At 32.9% G+C, this 15,621-nt stretch carries 15 protein-coding genes and 1 tRNA gene; 7 read left to right on the top strand and 9 right to left on the bottom strand.

Going from position 1 to position 15,621, the window contains the following annotated elements; genetic code table 11:
- Positions 1-153 precede the first annotated feature (153 nt).
- A complete protein-coding gene (gene gltX, locus ACEN2H_RS02085) occupies positions 154-1,659 on the top strand; it encodes a glutamate--tRNA ligase (protein WP_441729922.1) in 1,506 nt (501 codons plus the stop codon).
- A gap of 33 nt (positions 1,660-1,692) precedes the next feature.
- On the opposite strand, the gene ACEN2H_RS02080 is transcribed toward gltX, so the two are convergent.
- The gene (locus tag ACEN2H_RS02080) at positions 1,693-2,334 is read right to left on the bottom strand and encodes an outer membrane beta-barrel protein (RefSeq protein WP_441729921.1); all 642 of its coding nucleotides are present in this window, start codon (positions 2,332-2,334) and stop codon (positions 1,693-1,695) included.
- A 75-nt stretch (positions 2,335-2,409) separates the two neighbouring features.
- On the opposite strand from ACEN2H_RS02080, the gene ACEN2H_RS02075 reads away from it, so the two are divergent.
- Positions 2,410-3,387, top strand: a complete 978-nt coding sequence (locus ACEN2H_RS02075; protein ID WP_441729919.1) for an SPFH domain-containing protein — start codon at positions 2,410-2,412, stop codon at positions 3,385-3,387.
- A gap of 18 nt (positions 3,388-3,405) precedes the next feature.
- Here the strand turns inward: ACEN2H_RS02075 and ACEN2H_RS02070 are convergent, their stop codons facing one another.
- The 4 genes from ACEN2H_RS02070 to ACEN2H_RS02055 all read right to left on the bottom strand — a co-directional run bounded on the left by ACEN2H_RS02070 (position 3,406) and on the right by ACEN2H_RS02055 (position 6,781).
- A complete protein-coding gene (locus ACEN2H_RS02070) occupies positions 3,406-3,657 on the bottom strand; it encodes a DUF6327 family protein (protein WP_441729917.1) in 252 nt (83 codons plus the stop codon).
- 3 nt (positions 3,658-3,660) lie between these two features.
- The gene (locus ACEN2H_RS02065) at positions 3,661-4,011 is read right to left on the bottom strand and encodes a competence protein (RefSeq protein WP_441729915.1); all 351 of its coding nucleotides are present in this window, start codon (positions 4,009-4,011) and stop codon (positions 3,661-3,663) included.
- Positions 4,012-4,040: 29 nt separating this feature from the next.
- On the bottom strand, positions 4,041-4,370 hold the full coding sequence (locus tag ACEN2H_RS02060; RefSeq protein WP_441729913.1) for a YtxH domain-containing protein: 330 nt from the start codon (positions 4,368-4,370) through the stop codon (positions 4,041-4,043).
- A gap of 308 nt (positions 4,371-4,678) precedes the next feature.
- A complete protein-coding gene (locus ACEN2H_RS02055) occupies positions 4,679-6,781 on the bottom strand; it encodes a glutamine--tRNA ligase/YqeY domain fusion protein (protein ID WP_441729911.1) in 2,103 nt (700 codons plus the stop codon).
- 145 nt (positions 6,782-6,926) lie between these two features.
- Between ACEN2H_RS02055 and folB the strand changes: the two genes are divergently transcribed.
- Positions 6,927-7,286: a dihydroneopterin aldolase gene (folB, locus tag ACEN2H_RS02050; RefSeq protein ID WP_441729909.1), complete on the top strand. Its 360-nt coding sequence runs from the start codon at positions 6,927-6,929 to the stop codon at positions 7,284-7,286.
- Between the two features lie 125 nt (positions 7,287-7,411).
- Positions 7,412-7,482 (top strand) — tRNA-Cys (locus tag ACEN2H_RS02045).
- 534 nt (positions 7,483-8,016) lie between these two features.
- On the opposite strand, the gene ACEN2H_RS02040 is transcribed toward ACEN2H_RS02045, so the two are convergent.
- Genes ACEN2H_RS02040 through rnr form a run of 3 tightly spaced genes read right to left on the bottom strand, consistent with a single transcriptional unit; the run spans position 8,017 to position 11,598 of the window.
- Positions 8,017-8,700 (bottom strand): LysE family translocator, encoded by a 684-nt coding sequence (locus ACEN2H_RS02040; RefSeq protein WP_441729907.1) that lies wholly within the window; start codon positions 8,698-8,700, stop codon positions 8,017-8,019.
- A 33-nt stretch (positions 8,701-8,733) separates the two neighbouring features.
- The gene (locus ACEN2H_RS02035; RefSeq protein ID WP_441729905.1) at positions 8,734-9,402 is read right to left on the bottom strand and encodes a head GIN domain-containing protein; all 669 of its coding nucleotides are present in this window, start codon (positions 9,400-9,402) and stop codon (positions 8,734-8,736) included.
- A gap of 6 nt (positions 9,403-9,408) precedes the next feature.
- Positions 9,409-11,598: a ribonuclease R gene (gene rnr, locus ACEN2H_RS02030; protein ID WP_441729903.1), complete on the bottom strand. Its 2,190-nt coding sequence runs from the start codon at positions 11,596-11,598 to the stop codon at positions 9,409-9,411.
- Positions 11,599-11,715: 117 nt separating this feature from the next.
- On the opposite strand from rnr, the gene ACEN2H_RS02025 reads away from it, so the two are divergent.
- A complete protein-coding gene (locus tag ACEN2H_RS02025) occupies positions 11,716-11,955 on the top strand; it encodes a DUF2007 domain-containing protein (RefSeq protein WP_441729901.1) in 240 nt (79 codons plus the stop codon).
- 696 nt (positions 11,956-12,651) lie between these two features.
- Positions 12,652-13,080, top strand: a complete 429-nt coding sequence (rpiB, locus tag ACEN2H_RS02020; RefSeq protein ID WP_441729899.1) for a ribose 5-phosphate isomerase B — start codon at positions 12,652-12,654, stop codon at positions 13,078-13,080.
- Positions 13,081-13,150: 70 nt separating this feature from the next.
- On the opposite strand, the gene ACEN2H_RS02015 is transcribed toward rpiB, so the two are convergent.
- Positions 13,151-13,420, bottom strand: a complete 270-nt coding sequence (locus tag ACEN2H_RS02015) for a DUF1294 domain-containing protein (RefSeq protein ID WP_441729897.1) — start codon at positions 13,418-13,420, stop codon at positions 13,151-13,153.
- A gap of 54 nt (positions 13,421-13,474) precedes the next feature.
- Between ACEN2H_RS02015 and ACEN2H_RS02010 the strand changes: the two genes are divergently transcribed.
- Positions 13,475-15,598 (top strand): Tex family protein, encoded by a 2,124-nt coding sequence (locus ACEN2H_RS02010; protein WP_441729895.1) that lies wholly within the window; start codon positions 13,475-13,477, stop codon positions 15,596-15,598.
- The last annotated feature ends 23 nt before the right edge of the window (positions 15,599-15,621 follow it).

Genomic DNA, 15,621 nt, shown 5'->3' with positions numbered 1-15,621 from the left:
ATTTTATATGACTTTATTTAACCAATAAATGTAGCAATTTATATGTTTAAAGAAAAGTTAAAAGAAGCGCAATTTAACCAATGTGAAATAATCCCCTTTTCGAATAATCCGTTTAGCCTTGGATTTGTATCTTTGAACCAAAATTTATAAAAAATGTCGAAGCAAGTTCGAGTGCGTTTTGCACCAAGTCCTACCGGACCTTTACATATTGGCGGTGTCCGTACCGCATTATTTAATTATTTGTTTGCCAAAAAAAATGGTGGAACTTTCTTTCTTAGAATTGAAGATACCGACCAGAACCGTTATGTGCCCGGAGCTGAAGAATACATAATCGAAGCGCTGGAATGGTTGGGAATTGCCCCAGACGAAACTATTGGCAAAAACGAAAAATTTGCCCCTTATCGTCAAAGCGAACGAAAGCATTTGTATAAAGAATATGCTGATCAGTTAATCACTTCAGATTGGGCATATTATGCTTTTGATACTCCAGAAGCTTTAGATGCTTTTAGAAAATCTGAAGAAGAACAGGGAAAAACATTCATATATAACCATACAAACAGAGAGAAACTAGATACTTCTTTGGTTTTTTCTAAAGAAGAAACGGCTGCACGAATTGCCAATGGAGAACATTATGTAATCCGTTTCAAAACTCCTGTAGACGAAACCTTGCACTTACAAGATATCATACGTGGTGAGGTGAAATTTGACACTAATCTATTGGACGATAAAGTTTTGTTCAAGAGCGATGGCATGCCCACATATCACTTGGCTAATATTGTCGATGACCACCTAATGGAAACTTCACATGTTATTCGTGGGGAAGAATGGCTGCCTTCTATGCCGCTACACGTTTTACTATACAGAGCCTTTGGTTGGGAAGCACCAGAATTTGCTCACCTGCCATTGATTTTGAAACCAGTTGGCAACGGAAAATTATCAAAACGCGATGGGGATAAACTAGGCTTTCCAGTATTCCCACTAGAATGGAAAACTGAAGAAGGAATTTCATCTGGTTATAGAGAGAAAGGCTTCTTTCCTGAAGCAGTTGTTAATTTTTTGGCTTTATTAGGCTGGAACGATGGGACGGACAAAGAATTATATACTTTGGAACAATTAATAGAAGCTTTTGACCTTAACAGGGTGCATAAAGCCGGAGCAAAATTTGATCCGGAAAAAAACAAATGGTTCAATCACCAATATTTGATTAAACAAACAGACGTAAATTTGGCTAATAGCTTTGCTCCTATCGTTGCTTCAAAAGGAGTTACAGTACCTCATGATATCCTGATAAAAATTGTTTCTCTAATCAAAGAAAGAGCCGATTTTGTATCTGAATTTTGGGAATTGAGCGATTTCTTTTTTGTTGCTCCAACCGAATACGATGCTAAAGCGGCAAAAAACTGGAAAGCAGAAACACCTGCATTAATGCAGGAATTGACAGCTGTTGTAAAGGAAATAACTGATTTTACTTCTGTGAATATCGAAACGATTGTAAAAGACTGGATGACTAAAAACGAAATTGGAATGGGTAAAGTAATGCAACCGCTCCGTTTGAGCTTAGTCGGCGCACCTAAAGGGCCCCACCTATTTGATATCGTTGAAGTCATAGGAAAAGAGGAAACGATTCAACGAATAGAAAAAGCAATAGCAAGTTTATAAAAATACAAAGGCTCCTAAATTTAGGAGCCTTTTTTATAAGTATAGAATTATATTACCATTTAAAATCCCAGGATTTCCTTTAAAATCATAACCTAAATTTTTAGAATTCAGGTTTCCTAACATATTATTGATTCCATACTGATAAGATATATTAAAACGAAAATGTTTTACCCCAGCAGTTAATCCTGCGGCTGGATAGAAGTTGAATTTTGAGATGTCCTGGATATCCTTGACAACCAAAGTAGTTCCTGTAACTGTATTGCTTTCTTTATCATAATCAGATTTTAATTTACTCCCAACCTGAATAATTGGACCAAATTCAATACTCAACACATTTTCAACAAATACGTAGCTCAATTGTAATGAAATTTGCGCCGACGCCAATTTCATATTTACCTCCTCATTTGCTGAAAAGCCACTTTTTGTTGCTACAGTAAAATTATTTTCGCTAAACTGAATACCGTAAACCATGTCCCAATTATCGTAAAAATTGCCTCTTATTGACAATCCGGCATCCCATCCCAATTCCGGTTTAGTTTGAAAATTTTTTGTGTTTAAACTGAGCTGGTTTACACCTATGTTAATTCCTATTCTGTTTGAATCTCTATACCCGTATTGGGCAATAACTGTGCATGAGATAAGTAGTAAAACGAAAGTGCTGTATAGCTTTTTCATATTATGATATTAATAGAGCACAAACCTAAAGTTTTTTTGTAATTTAACAGTGAATTTAAACTAAAATATATAATTATGAACATTGCATTACTTATCATTCTTGTTTTTGGCTTCTTCATTTTACTATCCTCTTTTTTTACTGTTAAACAACAAACCTCTGTAATAATAGAGCGATTTGGTAAGTTTCACAGCGTAAGAGAATCTGGATTGCAATTAAAAATTCCTTTAATTGATCGAGTTGCGGGTCGCGTCAATTTGAAAATTCAGCAGCTAGATGTCATTATCGAAACCAAAACGAAAGACAACGTCTTTGTAAAACTTAAAGTGTCTGTCCAGTTTATGGTTATTAAAGATACAGTTTACGACGCCTTCTACAAGTTAGAATACGCTCACGATCAAATAACCTCTTACGTCTTTGATGTGGTTCGTGCTGAAGTTCCCAAGTTGAAACTCGATGACGTTTTTGAAAGAAAAGATGATATTGCCATTGCCGTAAAAAGCGAACTGAATGAAGCGATGACAACTTATGGTTATACAATCATCAATACTTTAGTAACCGATATTGATCCCGACATACAAGTTAAAAATGCTATGAACCGCATCAATGCTGCCGATAGAGAGAAAACGGTAGCTGAATTTGAAGCAGAGGCATCAAGAATTAGAATTGTGGCCAAAGCAAAAGCAGAAGCTGAAAGCAAGCGTTTACAAGGTCAAGGTATTGCAGATCAAAGAAGAGAGATTGCTAGAGGATTGGTGGAAAGTGTAGATGTATTAAACAGAGTTGGAATTAACTCCCAAGAAGCCTCTGCCCTTATTGTAGTAACGCAGCATTATGACACATTACAAGCCATAGGTGCCGACACTAATTCAAATTTGATTTTATTACCCAATTCGCCTCAAGCAGGAAGCGAAATGCTAAATAATATGGTCGCTTCTTTTAGTGCATCAAACCAAGTGGGAGAAATGATGAAAAAAACAAACAGAAAACAAGCTAAAAAGGAGGCTAAAGAAATTGAACCTCTAAATGACGATGAAACTGACGAAGAAATATAATAACAATAAAAAAGAGGCTTAGCGGCCTCTTTTTTTTAACATCCATTTTGTAACAAATGGAATTAGTAAACTTATAATTTTGCCGTAAGGTCCCGGAATATTGGGACTATAATTACCAATGATTCCTTTTACTATGTTTTTAGGAGCTAAACTGTCTTTGGTTTTTTGAACACCAAAAACAATCTTTTGATAGCTAATTTCTTTTTCAATTTTTAAGATTTCTAGCTCCCTATCAATCTGGGCATAAGATGAGTATATTTTTGTTCCCATAATTTAGTCGTTAAAAAATATTTCTGAGAATTTTTCTAAAATTGGTCCTTCAACGATTTTATCTTTTATCAAAAACAATACAATTGTGAAGAAAAAGTATATCCCACCAACAATTAAAAACCCATATGGATAACTGTTTAAATAACTTCCAATAGCAAACGCTAGCGCAAATGAACAAAACAAAAGAACCATTACTAAACACAACGAAATTAATGAGAATTTTACGATTGTAGTCGTCGACTTCATCGCCATCTTAAAACTCCGTAATTTATAGTATTCAAGATTATTCTCTATATAATCTTGAACTTGTTCTTGGATATATTCGCTATTTTCTTTTAACTCCTCAAAAGCCATATTTTAAATTTTTTAAAATTCTACTTCTTTTATTTTTGAAGAATGCTGTTTTGTTCTTTTAACTCTTTCAGCTTAGTTTCAAGAAAAGAAATAACATCATCTTTTTTAAGGCTCATATCAGAAAGAATATCTACATACGTTTCTTCTAAATCTAATTTGGCAGCGGACAGCTTTTTTTTCATATCAGATGTTAAGCCTTCATATTTGTGATCCAATTCTTTTTTAGCATCATTATATCCATCTTTTAATTTTTCTCTAGTTTTTTCTCCTTTGGCTGGAGCAAATAAAATTCCTATTCCTGCACCTATTGCTATTCCACCAACTAGGGCTATTAAAGTATTTCCTGCATTATTTGACATGATATTCAGTTTTAGTTATTAATAAATTAAAAATACAATTTTTATTAACATGGTATTGTTAATAAGCCGTTAAAGTAATGTCTGATGAACATCCTGCTTAAAACAAGGCTAATTGCGAGTACAAATGCCCAAGAACCATACCATTTAACTAAAAAAAAATAAAAGACTGTTAGAGTGGCTATATAAAAGTCATATTTAATAACTAAATTTTATTTAGAATTAAAAATCAATAGTATATTGTAATAATAAGAAAACGCCCGAAAAGGGCGTTTCTATTATTCTTAAAATCTATGGGGTAAAACAAGGAACTAAATATTTAAAGAACTTAATAAATCTAAAATATTTTCATTCTTTTCGTTGGTTTTTAATTCCGAAAGTTGGTTTTTAAAGTTCTCAAAATTAATACTGTCTTTTATTAAATTCTCGATGGCTAAAATCCGCACCGCAGCCAATTGACTTTTTAATGACATGGAATATAGTTTTATTAATATATCTGATTCAATGTCTTTAGTCTGAACTTTATCTGAATTTGCCAAAATCAAATTAGCAAATAGCAATGAATTATTATCATTTTTTACATTCTTAACCACTGTTTGATTTACCAAACTGTAATTGTCAATACTTTTTATGCTGGCAACTATATTTTTTAATAACAGATCAGAATTACTCGCATCTTTCTCCTTAACATATTTATTAATTTCCTTTTGGGTGTTCATCAATAAATTAGCCTCTTTTTTACCTTTCTCTTCCCAAGCATCTTTCAGTCCCACCGTTTTATTAAAAACTAATGTCCCTTCTTTACTGTCCTTATCTACATTGAAATAACCAAGGCGTTGAAATTGAAATTTATCTCCAGAATTAGCATTAAGCAAGCTCGGCTCTAAATATCCTTTTACAATTGTAAGAGAGTCTGCATTCTTAAATTCAAGGAAGTTCTTCTCTTTGTGGCTGTCTGGAGCTTCATCTGTGAACAAACGATCATAAAGACGAACTTCTGCCTCAATAGCATGTTGCACTGAAACCCAATGCAAAGTGCCCGCAACTTTTCTTTGAGAAGCTTCACTCCCACTGCCGCTTTGACTGTCTTCGTCATAAGTCACATGTATTTCTATAATGTTTCCGTCAATGTCTTTTACTACATCTTCTCCCTTGATGATATATCCATTTTTAAGTCGAACCTCGTTTCCTATACTTAATCTAAAAAACTTTGGTGGTGCTACCTCTAAGAAGTCTTCCCTTTCTATGTACAATTCAGCTGAAAAAGGAACTTGTCTAAACCCGGCAGTAGCATCTTCTTGATTATTCTCCGCCTCTAACCATTCTACTTTTCCCTCAGGATAATTGGTAATGACCACCTTAACTGGATCTAAAACCGCCATTACCCTAGGCGCAGTTTTATTCAAATCTTCGCGTAAGCAAAATTCCAAAAGTGAAACATCAATTACGTTTTCACGTTTAGCCACACCTATAATATCACAAAACTTTCGAATCGAGATAGGCGTATACCCACGTCGTCTCAAACCAGAAATGGTAGGCATCCTCGGATCGTCCCAACCATTAACAATGTTTTCCTGAACAAGTTGTAAAAGCTTACGCTTACTCATTACAGTATAATTCAGATTCAAGCGCGCAAATTCATATTGATGTGGTCTCACCTTCTGCTCGTCATAAATCTGGTCTAAGAACCAATTATACAACTCACGGTGCATCACAAACTCGAGTGTACATATAGAATGCGAAATTTGCTCCATGTAATCGCTCTCGCCGTGCGCATAATCATACATAGGATATATATTCCAATCGTTTCCTGTCCTGTGATGATGACGGTGCAAAATACGATACATCAAAGGATCACGCATCAACATATTAGTTGATTTCATATCAATTTTAGCACGTAGTACGTGACTCCCTTCCGGAAAATCACCATTTTTCATTCCTTCAAATAAAGCAATATTTTCATCAATAGAACGATTTCTATAAGGACCGTCTATACCAGCTTGCGTTGGACTTCCTTTTTGTGTGGCCACGTCTTCAGAAGATTGGCTGTCTACGTATGCTTTTCCATTTTTAATCATAGCCACTGCCCAATCATATAGCTGCTGAAAATAATCAGAAGAATACAACTCTTCTGACCAATTAAAACCTAACCAAAGTAAATCCTCTTTGATTGCATCCACATATTCCTGCTCCTCTTTCGCCGGATTAGTGTCATCAAAACGTAGGTTGACTGGCGCATTATACTTCAATCCTAAACCAAAATTCAAACAAATTGATTTAGCATGACCTATATGCAAATAACCGTTAGGCTCAGGTGGAAAACGAAACCGTAATTTATCTTTTGGAAAGCCATTGGCTAAATTTTCTTCTATTATTTGCTCTATGAAATGTAGTGATCTTTCTTCTGTAGACATGTTGTTTTATTAAAAAAGCAAAGTTATCAAAAATGTTCCGTAAACAATTAATCGGTAAGTTGTTTCTTCTGTATTGCTAATCAAAAAAGAAAATATTCGTACTTTTATACAATAAACGAACAATAAAACTAATAAATACAGTAAAATGGGCACTATAAAATTAAATAAAATCCGAACATATTCTTATCATGGTTGTCTGATCGAGGAAGGGAAAATTGGTTCCGATTACTCAGTAGATCTCGAAATAAAGACCGATTTAAGAAAATCCTGTATGTCTGATAACTTGGAGGACACTGTAGATTATGTGCTATTGAATTCAATTGTAGTAGAAGAAATGGCAATACGTTCCAATTTATTAGAACATGTAGCACAAAGGATAATCACCAGAGTATTCAGTGAAATTCCAGAAGTCTCCAGAATACTTTTGGCTGTTTCTAAACTAAACCCTCCCATTGGTGGTGATGTTGAAGCGGTTACCGTTGAACTAGAAGAATATAGAAGTTAAATCTTAAAAAAATAAGGTAGACGAAAATATTAAGTTCGACAGCATCGAATATTTTTTTAAAATTTTCTAAACTTAAACTTTTAAACTCTAAACTTTTTAAGTACTTTTGCCATCCATTCAGCAATGGCGTCGTGGCCGAGTGGCTAGGCTGGGCTCTGCAAAAGCTCCTACTCCGGTTCGAATCCGGACGATGCCTCTAAAACCTTCAAATTACTTTGAAGGTTTTTTTTATATCAAATTTTTGAGAAAAATTAAATAAAGTACATGTTCTAATCCAGACGATGACTCTAAAACCTTCAAATTACTTTGAAGGTTTTTTTTATGTAAAATTTTTGAGGAAAATTAAATAAAGCACATGTTCTAATCCAGACGATAACTCTAAAAATTTCAAATTACTTTGAAGGTTTTTTTGTTAAATTTTTGAGAAAAATTAAACAAAATACAAGTTTACATCCAAACGCAAACTTAAAACGTTTACACAAAACTATCTCTGTTTCTATGTCTAATCTTTAACTAAAGCCTAATAAAGAGTACATTAAAATCAGACCGTTGAACTTAAAACCTTTAAAGTACTCTTCCCTTATTTTATATGGATTGTATTTATAACATTTAGTACAAACGTAGATTTAAAATCTAGCATTTATACATTAAAATTATTTCTTTAAACTGAGTTATTAAACATAAAAAAACCACTCAAATTGAGCGGCTTTAATCTACTTTTAAAACAAAACTAATTTTGCTTTTCTATATTTTGAAAGGCCTTTTTTACCATTTCTTTTTCTTTAGGAAACCATCCTTGTGTTATTAAAACCACACCAAAAATCATTAATACTACACTGATACCTTTTTTAATTTTAAGTATATTTAAGGGAGTCATTTTTGATTTCAATTGTTTAGCAAGTAAGATTTTGAAACAATCGACAAGTAGATAACTGATGATTACGGCACTGAAAAAAGTCATCATTCTAGATGTCTCCATTTCTAATTTTGGACCGATTGAGATAATGATTGCTAACCAAAATCCCAAAACACCTATATTAATAATATTTAAGAAAAAACCTTTAATGAACAGACTGAAATAGTTTTTTCTAATAATTTCGCTATCTATTTGCTTTGTATCTATCTTCTTTTCTTTTCTTAAACTTATAAAAGAAATTAATCCATAAGCTAACATCAAGATTCCACCAAAAATAAAAAGCGCCGGTTTATCTTTTAAACTTTGAATTAATCTATAACTTCCCAAATACGCAATACCAATAAAAACAATATCTCCCAATACAACACCCATATCAAATACTATAGCTGCTCTAAACCCTTTGATAATACTTGTTTCAAGTAATATAAAAAAAACGGGGCCGACCATAAAACTCAAGAAGATTCCCCAAGGAATACCTAATAAAATGTCGTTTATCATTAAAAATTAAAATTTGTTTAGAATAAAACTTAATTATTCCTTCTCTATAATTTTTCCTCCAAAGAGAGTTTCTTTATTAATCTGTTGTGGTTTACCATAGATGTAAACAGAGCCTCCTGCTTTTACTTTTGCATCCACTAATGTACTTGCATTGATTTCCGCATTTCCGCCCGCATAGACGTTTATTGACGTCTGTGAAGTACTTAAATTCCTTGAGTTTAAAACTCCACCTGACATAATTGTTGCGTCTTGATTTATTACTTCGCCAGATAAACCTATGATTCCTCCAGTAACTGCTTTAATATTTACTTTTTCTGCATCTAATTTTATATTTATCTCGGCTCCTTCCCTAGCATTCAAATCCATGATAGTTTGTTTAAAGACAGACTCACTTGAAACATAAGATCCTTCACTGGCTGATATTCCATCAATATTTTTAAAATACAAATTAATAGAAATATCATCTCCTGATAACAATTTTGGAAAAGGCATTCTTAATTTTAGCTCCCCGTTGTTATTTACTAACTCCACTTCGTTTTCCCTATTTCCAGTTATAACTGCTTTGTTTTCTGAGGCTGGTATCAGCTTTACGCTTAGTTTGTCAAAAACTTCAATTTCATTAAAGTCTCCTAAATTCCTAGTGACTTGGGAAAATGTTACTTGAGCAGTTAAAACAAATACTATAATTAATACTTTTTTCATTATTTTTTATTTTGTAGGTTCTTCTATTCTTCTTATAAAATTAAAATCCAATTGTTTTTTTACTAAATCGGCATTTTTAACTTTAACGAATATTTCGTCACCTAATTGCAATAATTGATTAGAAGTTGCTCCTACCAATGCATATTGTTTCTCATCGAACGTATAGTAATCGTCTTTTATATCACGAATACGGACCATACCTTCGCATTTATTTTCAATAATTTCAACATAAATTCCCCATTCGGTAACACCTGAAATTACACCTAAAAAATCTTGATCCTTATGATCTTGCATGTATTTAACCTGCATGTACTTGATAGAATCTCTCTCAGCATTTGTAGCTAAACCTTCCATAGTAGAACAATGCAAACACTTAGCTTCATACAATTCTTCGTCAGCAGATTTTGCTCCGTCTAAATAAAACTGCAGTAAACGGTGTACCATAACGTCAGGATAACGACGTATTGGTGAAGTAAAATGAGAATAATAATCGAATGCTAATCCGTAATGACCAATATTATCAGTAGAATATTTAGCTTTACTCATGGTTCTAATAGCTAAAGTATCAATCAGATTTTGTTCTTTCTTACCATTCACATCTTCCATTAATTTGTTCAAAGCTTGTGAAATAGAACCTTGTTTAAAATCAATCTTATGTCCAAATTTAGCTATAACTGCCTGCATAGCAAAAAGTTTGTCTTCGTTTGGTTCGTCATGAATCCTATAAATAAATGTTTTCTTTTGTTTTCCAATGTACTCTGCTACTTTTTTATTTGCCAAAAGCATGAACTCTTCAATCAAATGATTAGCATCCTTAGAAACTTTAAAATAAACTCCTTCTGGTTCTCCCTCTTCACTTAAGTTGAATTTTACTTCTACTTTATCAAAGGAAATTGCACCGTCGTTCATTCTTTTTCTTCTGAAAATCTTAGCTAATTCATCCATTTTTAATGTAGCAGCAACAATTTCAGCTGAAACCTGATAACCAGAGCCTGTAATCGAAATTTCTTCTGGAATGGTATCATCTTTTGTTTCTATAATATATTGCGCTTCCTCGTAAGCAAAACGCTGATCAGAATAAATCACGGTACGACCAAACCATTCATTAATCACCTTGCATTTATCGTCTATCTCGAAAACGGCTGAAAAAGTATATTTTTCTTCTTGCGGACGCAGTGAACAAGCAAAATTAGATAAAACTTCGGGCAACATAGGTACTACCCTATCCACTAAATAAACGGATGTTGCTCTTTGATATGCTTCGTCATCCAATATCGTTCCTTGTTCTAGATAATAAGAAACGTCAGCAATATGAATTCCTATCTCATAATTACCATTCTCCAATTTTTTAAATGATAAAGCATCATCAAAATCCTTTGCATCCTTTGGATCAATTGTAAAAGTCAAGGTATCCCGCATATCACGACGATTCGCAATTTCAGTTTCCGTTATTGATGTATCTATTTTTTGTGCATAGGTTTCCACCTCTATAGGAAACTCTGACGGCAAACCGTATTCAGCTAAAATGGCGTGAATTTCAGTATCATGTTCTCCAGGTTTCCCTAAAACTTTTATTACTTTTCCAAAAGGACTATCGGCTCTCGTAGGCCAATCTTCTATATGTACTAATACCACATCACCTTGTTCTGCCTCTCCTATCTTATCTTTTGGAATAAAGATATCTGTGTACATTTTTGGATTAGCAGTTGACACAAAAGAGAAGTTCTTTTGAATATCAATCACCCCAACGAAATCTGTTTTATTTCGCTCCAAAACTTCAATAACCTCACCTTCAGGCCTTTTACCTTTTCTACGGTTATAAACATATACTTTTACGATGTCTTTATCCAGTGCATGGTTCAAATTATTAGTTGGAATAAAAACATCATCTTCCAATTCAGCGCAAACAAAATAAGCTGTTTTGCGACCTGTCATGTCAATCTTACCTTCATAATACTCTTTACTGGCCGCTTTTATCAAATAATTTCCTGGTTCGGATTCAATGATTTTATCTTGGGCTGCAAGTATTTTCAAATCTTTGATTATTTGATTTCTACTTTGAGTATCATCTAACTCTAACTTAGCTCCTATTTGTTTGTAATTGAATGCTTTATCAGCACTTTTCGATAATATTTTTATAATTTGTTCAGAGAAATCTTTCTCTTTTTTTACCGGCTTTCTTAGTCTTTTACTCATAAATCTGTTCTTAAAAGTTGAAAATTACAAAATAGTTAACAGTTATCGTAAAATAGGGCTGTTTTTTAGATAAATTATAACTTACATAATAGTTGTATCTTTATAAAAACAATGAAAATGGAAGCATTTATCACCATCGCTATTTTTGACTACATTCATGAAATTGAAATACTTAAACACCGATTAGATCAAGAAGGAATTCAGTATTATTTTGAGAATGAATTAATGTCCTCAATAGTACCTATGTACACAACAGCACTCGGAGGAATCAGACTAAAAATTCATCCTAACGATTTTGTTATTGTTAAGGCAATTTTACAAGAAATGAGATACGACAACAATTTAAAAATAATTTAATTTTTTTGAAAGTTGTCAACATATATATAATACAACAAAAAGAAAAATTAAAATTAAATTATTAATTAATGGGTATTATAGCTTGTTAATAGGTGCTATAAAATTATTATAAAAAGCATTGTGCTGGACTTTTAAAATATTATCAGGACTTATTAACATCTTTTTAAATACTTAAATATCTTATTTTTAAGAGTTTTTATATTTTAATTAACAATGGTTAATAAAGTAAAAAGTATTCTATTTGTAAATAAGTATTTATTCATTTTTTGTTAATAAACGACTTTTAAATACTGATAAGTATTATAAAAATTCAGCTAATTAAATTAGGATTTTTAATGTGGGTTTTGGATTAGTTATTTTTTTAATACAACCATAAAATACTTCTAATATTCTATCCGAACTTATTAACAATTTATGTTAACTTAAAGTTAACTGAATATCAAGCAATTGCATTTTGCTATTAACAATGCAATATTTTAACACTTTATGTTTAGACTATTTATTGATTTTCAATGTTTTATGCATTTATAGAAATTGTTTATAACTCGATAAATACATGTAAATCTGATAGTTATATTACTAGAAAATACAGCTGATTTTAAGGCCTAAATATTCTTTACAGTCAAACAAATCTATCATTTTTTTTATCCAAAATTCTTTTGGTAAATTTGCAATACACAACTTAATAAAAATAAAATGAAAATCTCAATTGGAAATGATCACGCTGGTCCTGAATACAAACAAGCCATTGTAGAAATGCTTATTGCTAAAGGTCATGAAGTTACTAATTATGGAACTGATTCTGCAACTAGTGTAGATTACCCTGATTTTGGACATCCAGTGGCTACTGATGTTTCTGAAGGTAAAGCAGATTTTGGAATTGTAATATGTGGAAGCGGTAATGGAATATCCATGACTGTAAATAAACATTCAAAAATTCGTGCTGCTTTATGTTGGATGAAAGAGATTGCGGCTTTGGCTCGTCAACACAATGATGCCAACATAATAAGTATTCCTGCGCGTTTCACGTCTATTCCGCAAGCGGTAGAGATGGTAGAAACTTTTTTAAATACAGAATTTGAAGGAGGAAGACATCAAAACAGAGTGGATAAAATTTCTTGCTAAGGAAATTACTTTCTTTAATTACTGTTTATTGTAAGTAAGTCAGATTTTTTAAATCTGGCTTTTTTGTGTTTTATGATTTTATAGAATAAACGGTAAAAAGAATCAATACTTGAAAGAATAATATTCCCATAAACTTTAGTACGTATGTTTTTTTTGAAGTTTTGTGTCTAAAAATTGTCATTGCAAGCGCTGCGCCTATAGTTCCTCCAAAAACAACAAAGCTTAAAAGGGTTTTTTCAGAAATTCTTTTTTTATTTTTTACCGCTAGTCTCTTGTCGTATGCAGTAATCAGAAAAGCAATACTATTAAGTATCATAAAAAAGTAGAATAAAATTGACATTTGCATAAAATTTAAGATCAAAGATATTATTTTAGCTATTCGAAAAACATTAAAATGACCAACATACAATACATACTAAAGTCAGTTGCGACAGCAGCTATTAATATTCAAAAAACGGTACAGCTTTTACAAGAAGATTGTACGATCCCGTTTATTTCCCGATACCGCAAAGACACGACAGGAAATCTTGATGAAGTGCAAATTGAAAGCATTTCAAAACTTCAAAAAGAATTCGAATTCATTGTCAAAAGAAAGGAAGCTATTTTAAAATCCATCAATGAACAAAATGCGCTTACTGCTGAATTAGATAAAAAAATCCAGGGAAGTTTTGATTTGCAGGAACTAGAAGATTTTTATTTACCTTATAAAAAGAAGAAGAAAACCAAAGCAGATATGGCACGTGAGAAGGGGTTAGAACCTTTGGCAAAAATCATTATGGCACAAAATAATGATGATGTTGATTTTATGGTTACTCAATATTTGAATGATGATGTATTAAACGAGGAAGCGGCACTGCAGGGTGCACGAGATATTATTTCCGAATGGATTAATGAAAATATTTATGTGCGCAAGCAATTGCGACGCTTATATGAACGTAAGGCAACTATTACTACCAAAGTTGTAAAAACTAAAAAAAACGAAGAAAGTGCCCAAAAATTTAGTCAATATTTTGATTGGTCAGAACCTCTGACAAAGGCGCCACCGCATCGATTATTGGCAATACTTCGTGCCGAAAACATAGGGTTTATTAAGTTTAAAGTCGAAGTTGATGTTAACGAGGCTTATGATATTATTGATGCAGTAGTTTTAAAAAGTCAAAATACAACTACGTCGCACATACAACTAGCTATCGAAGACAGTTACAAACGATTGCTTAATCCGGCAATTTCAAACGAAGCTTTGCAAGAAGCGAAAGCTAAGGCTGATGCCAATTCGATTCAGGTTTTCGCCAATAATCTTGGACAATTGTTGCTGTCGCCACCTTTGGGAGAAAAACGAATTTTAGCAATTGACCCAGGTTTTAAATCTGGTTGTAAAATTGTTTGTCTTGATGAAAAAGGGGACTTGCTGTATAACGAAACTATTCATCCGCACGCGCCCCAAAAAGAGGAAGCTATGGCGATGAAAAAAATTCGTTCGATGGTCAATTCGTATAAAATAGATGCCATTTCGATAGGTAACGGAACTGCTTCAAGGGAAACGGAGTTCTTTATTAAGAAAATTGCTTTTGACAAAGCGGTTCAGGTATTCATAGTTTCAGAGGCAGGAGCCTCCGTTTATTCCGCTTCCAAAATTGCAAGGGAGGAGTTTCCAAATTATGATGTTACTGTTCGTGGTTCAATTTCTATTGGGAGACGACTTTCGGATCCATTGGCTGAATTAGTAAAAATTGACCCAAAAGCCATCGGCGTGGGACAATATCAGCATGATGTGGATCAAACTAAACTAAAAGAGGAATTAGACAATACAGTGGTTCGTTGCGTAAACTCCGTTGGAATAAATATAAACACAGCGAGCAAGCATTTGTTGAGTTACGTTAGTGGAATAGGGGAGAAGTTAGCTGAAAATATTGTTAATTACCGTTCAGAAAATGGTCCTTTTGAAAACAGGAAACAGCTTAAAAAAGTACCTCGATTAGGAGAAAAAGCGTATCAGCAAGGGGTCGCTTTTATCCGAATTTCAAACGCAAAAAACCCATTGGATAATTCGGCAGTACATCCCGAGGCATACGCTATTGTGGAAAAAATGGCAAAAGATCTGAAACTGACCGTGAATGATTTGATTGCTAACAAAGAAAGAACGGCTTTAATAAAACCAGAGAACTACATTACCTCAGAAATAGGTTTGTTGGGATTGAAGGATATTATAAAGGAACTTGAAAAACCAGGCTTAGATCCTAGAAAATCAGCTAAAGTATTCGAATTTGATCCAAATGTTAAAACGATAAAAGACGTAAAATCAGGAATGATTTTGCCTGGTATTGTAAATAACATTACTAATTTCGGTTGTTTTGTTGATATAGGCGTGAAAGAAAGCGGACTGGTTCATATCTCCCAGCTTAAAGCAGGATTCGTGAGCGACGTAAATGAGGTAGTCAAATTACACCAGCACGTTCAGGTAAAAGTAACTGAGGTGGATGAAGACAGAAAACGAATTCAGTTGACGATGGTAATTTAAGTTCATAAAAAAAGTCCCGATAT

The sequence above is a fragment of the Flavobacterium sp. W22_SRS_FP1 genome (assembly GCF_052113685.1).
GTDB lineage: Bacteria > Bacteroidota > Bacteroidia > Flavobacteriales > Flavobacteriaceae > Flavobacterium.
The sequence above is the reverse complement of the archived record's forward strand: the minus strand, read 5'-3'. Positions and strand labels throughout refer to the sequence as shown.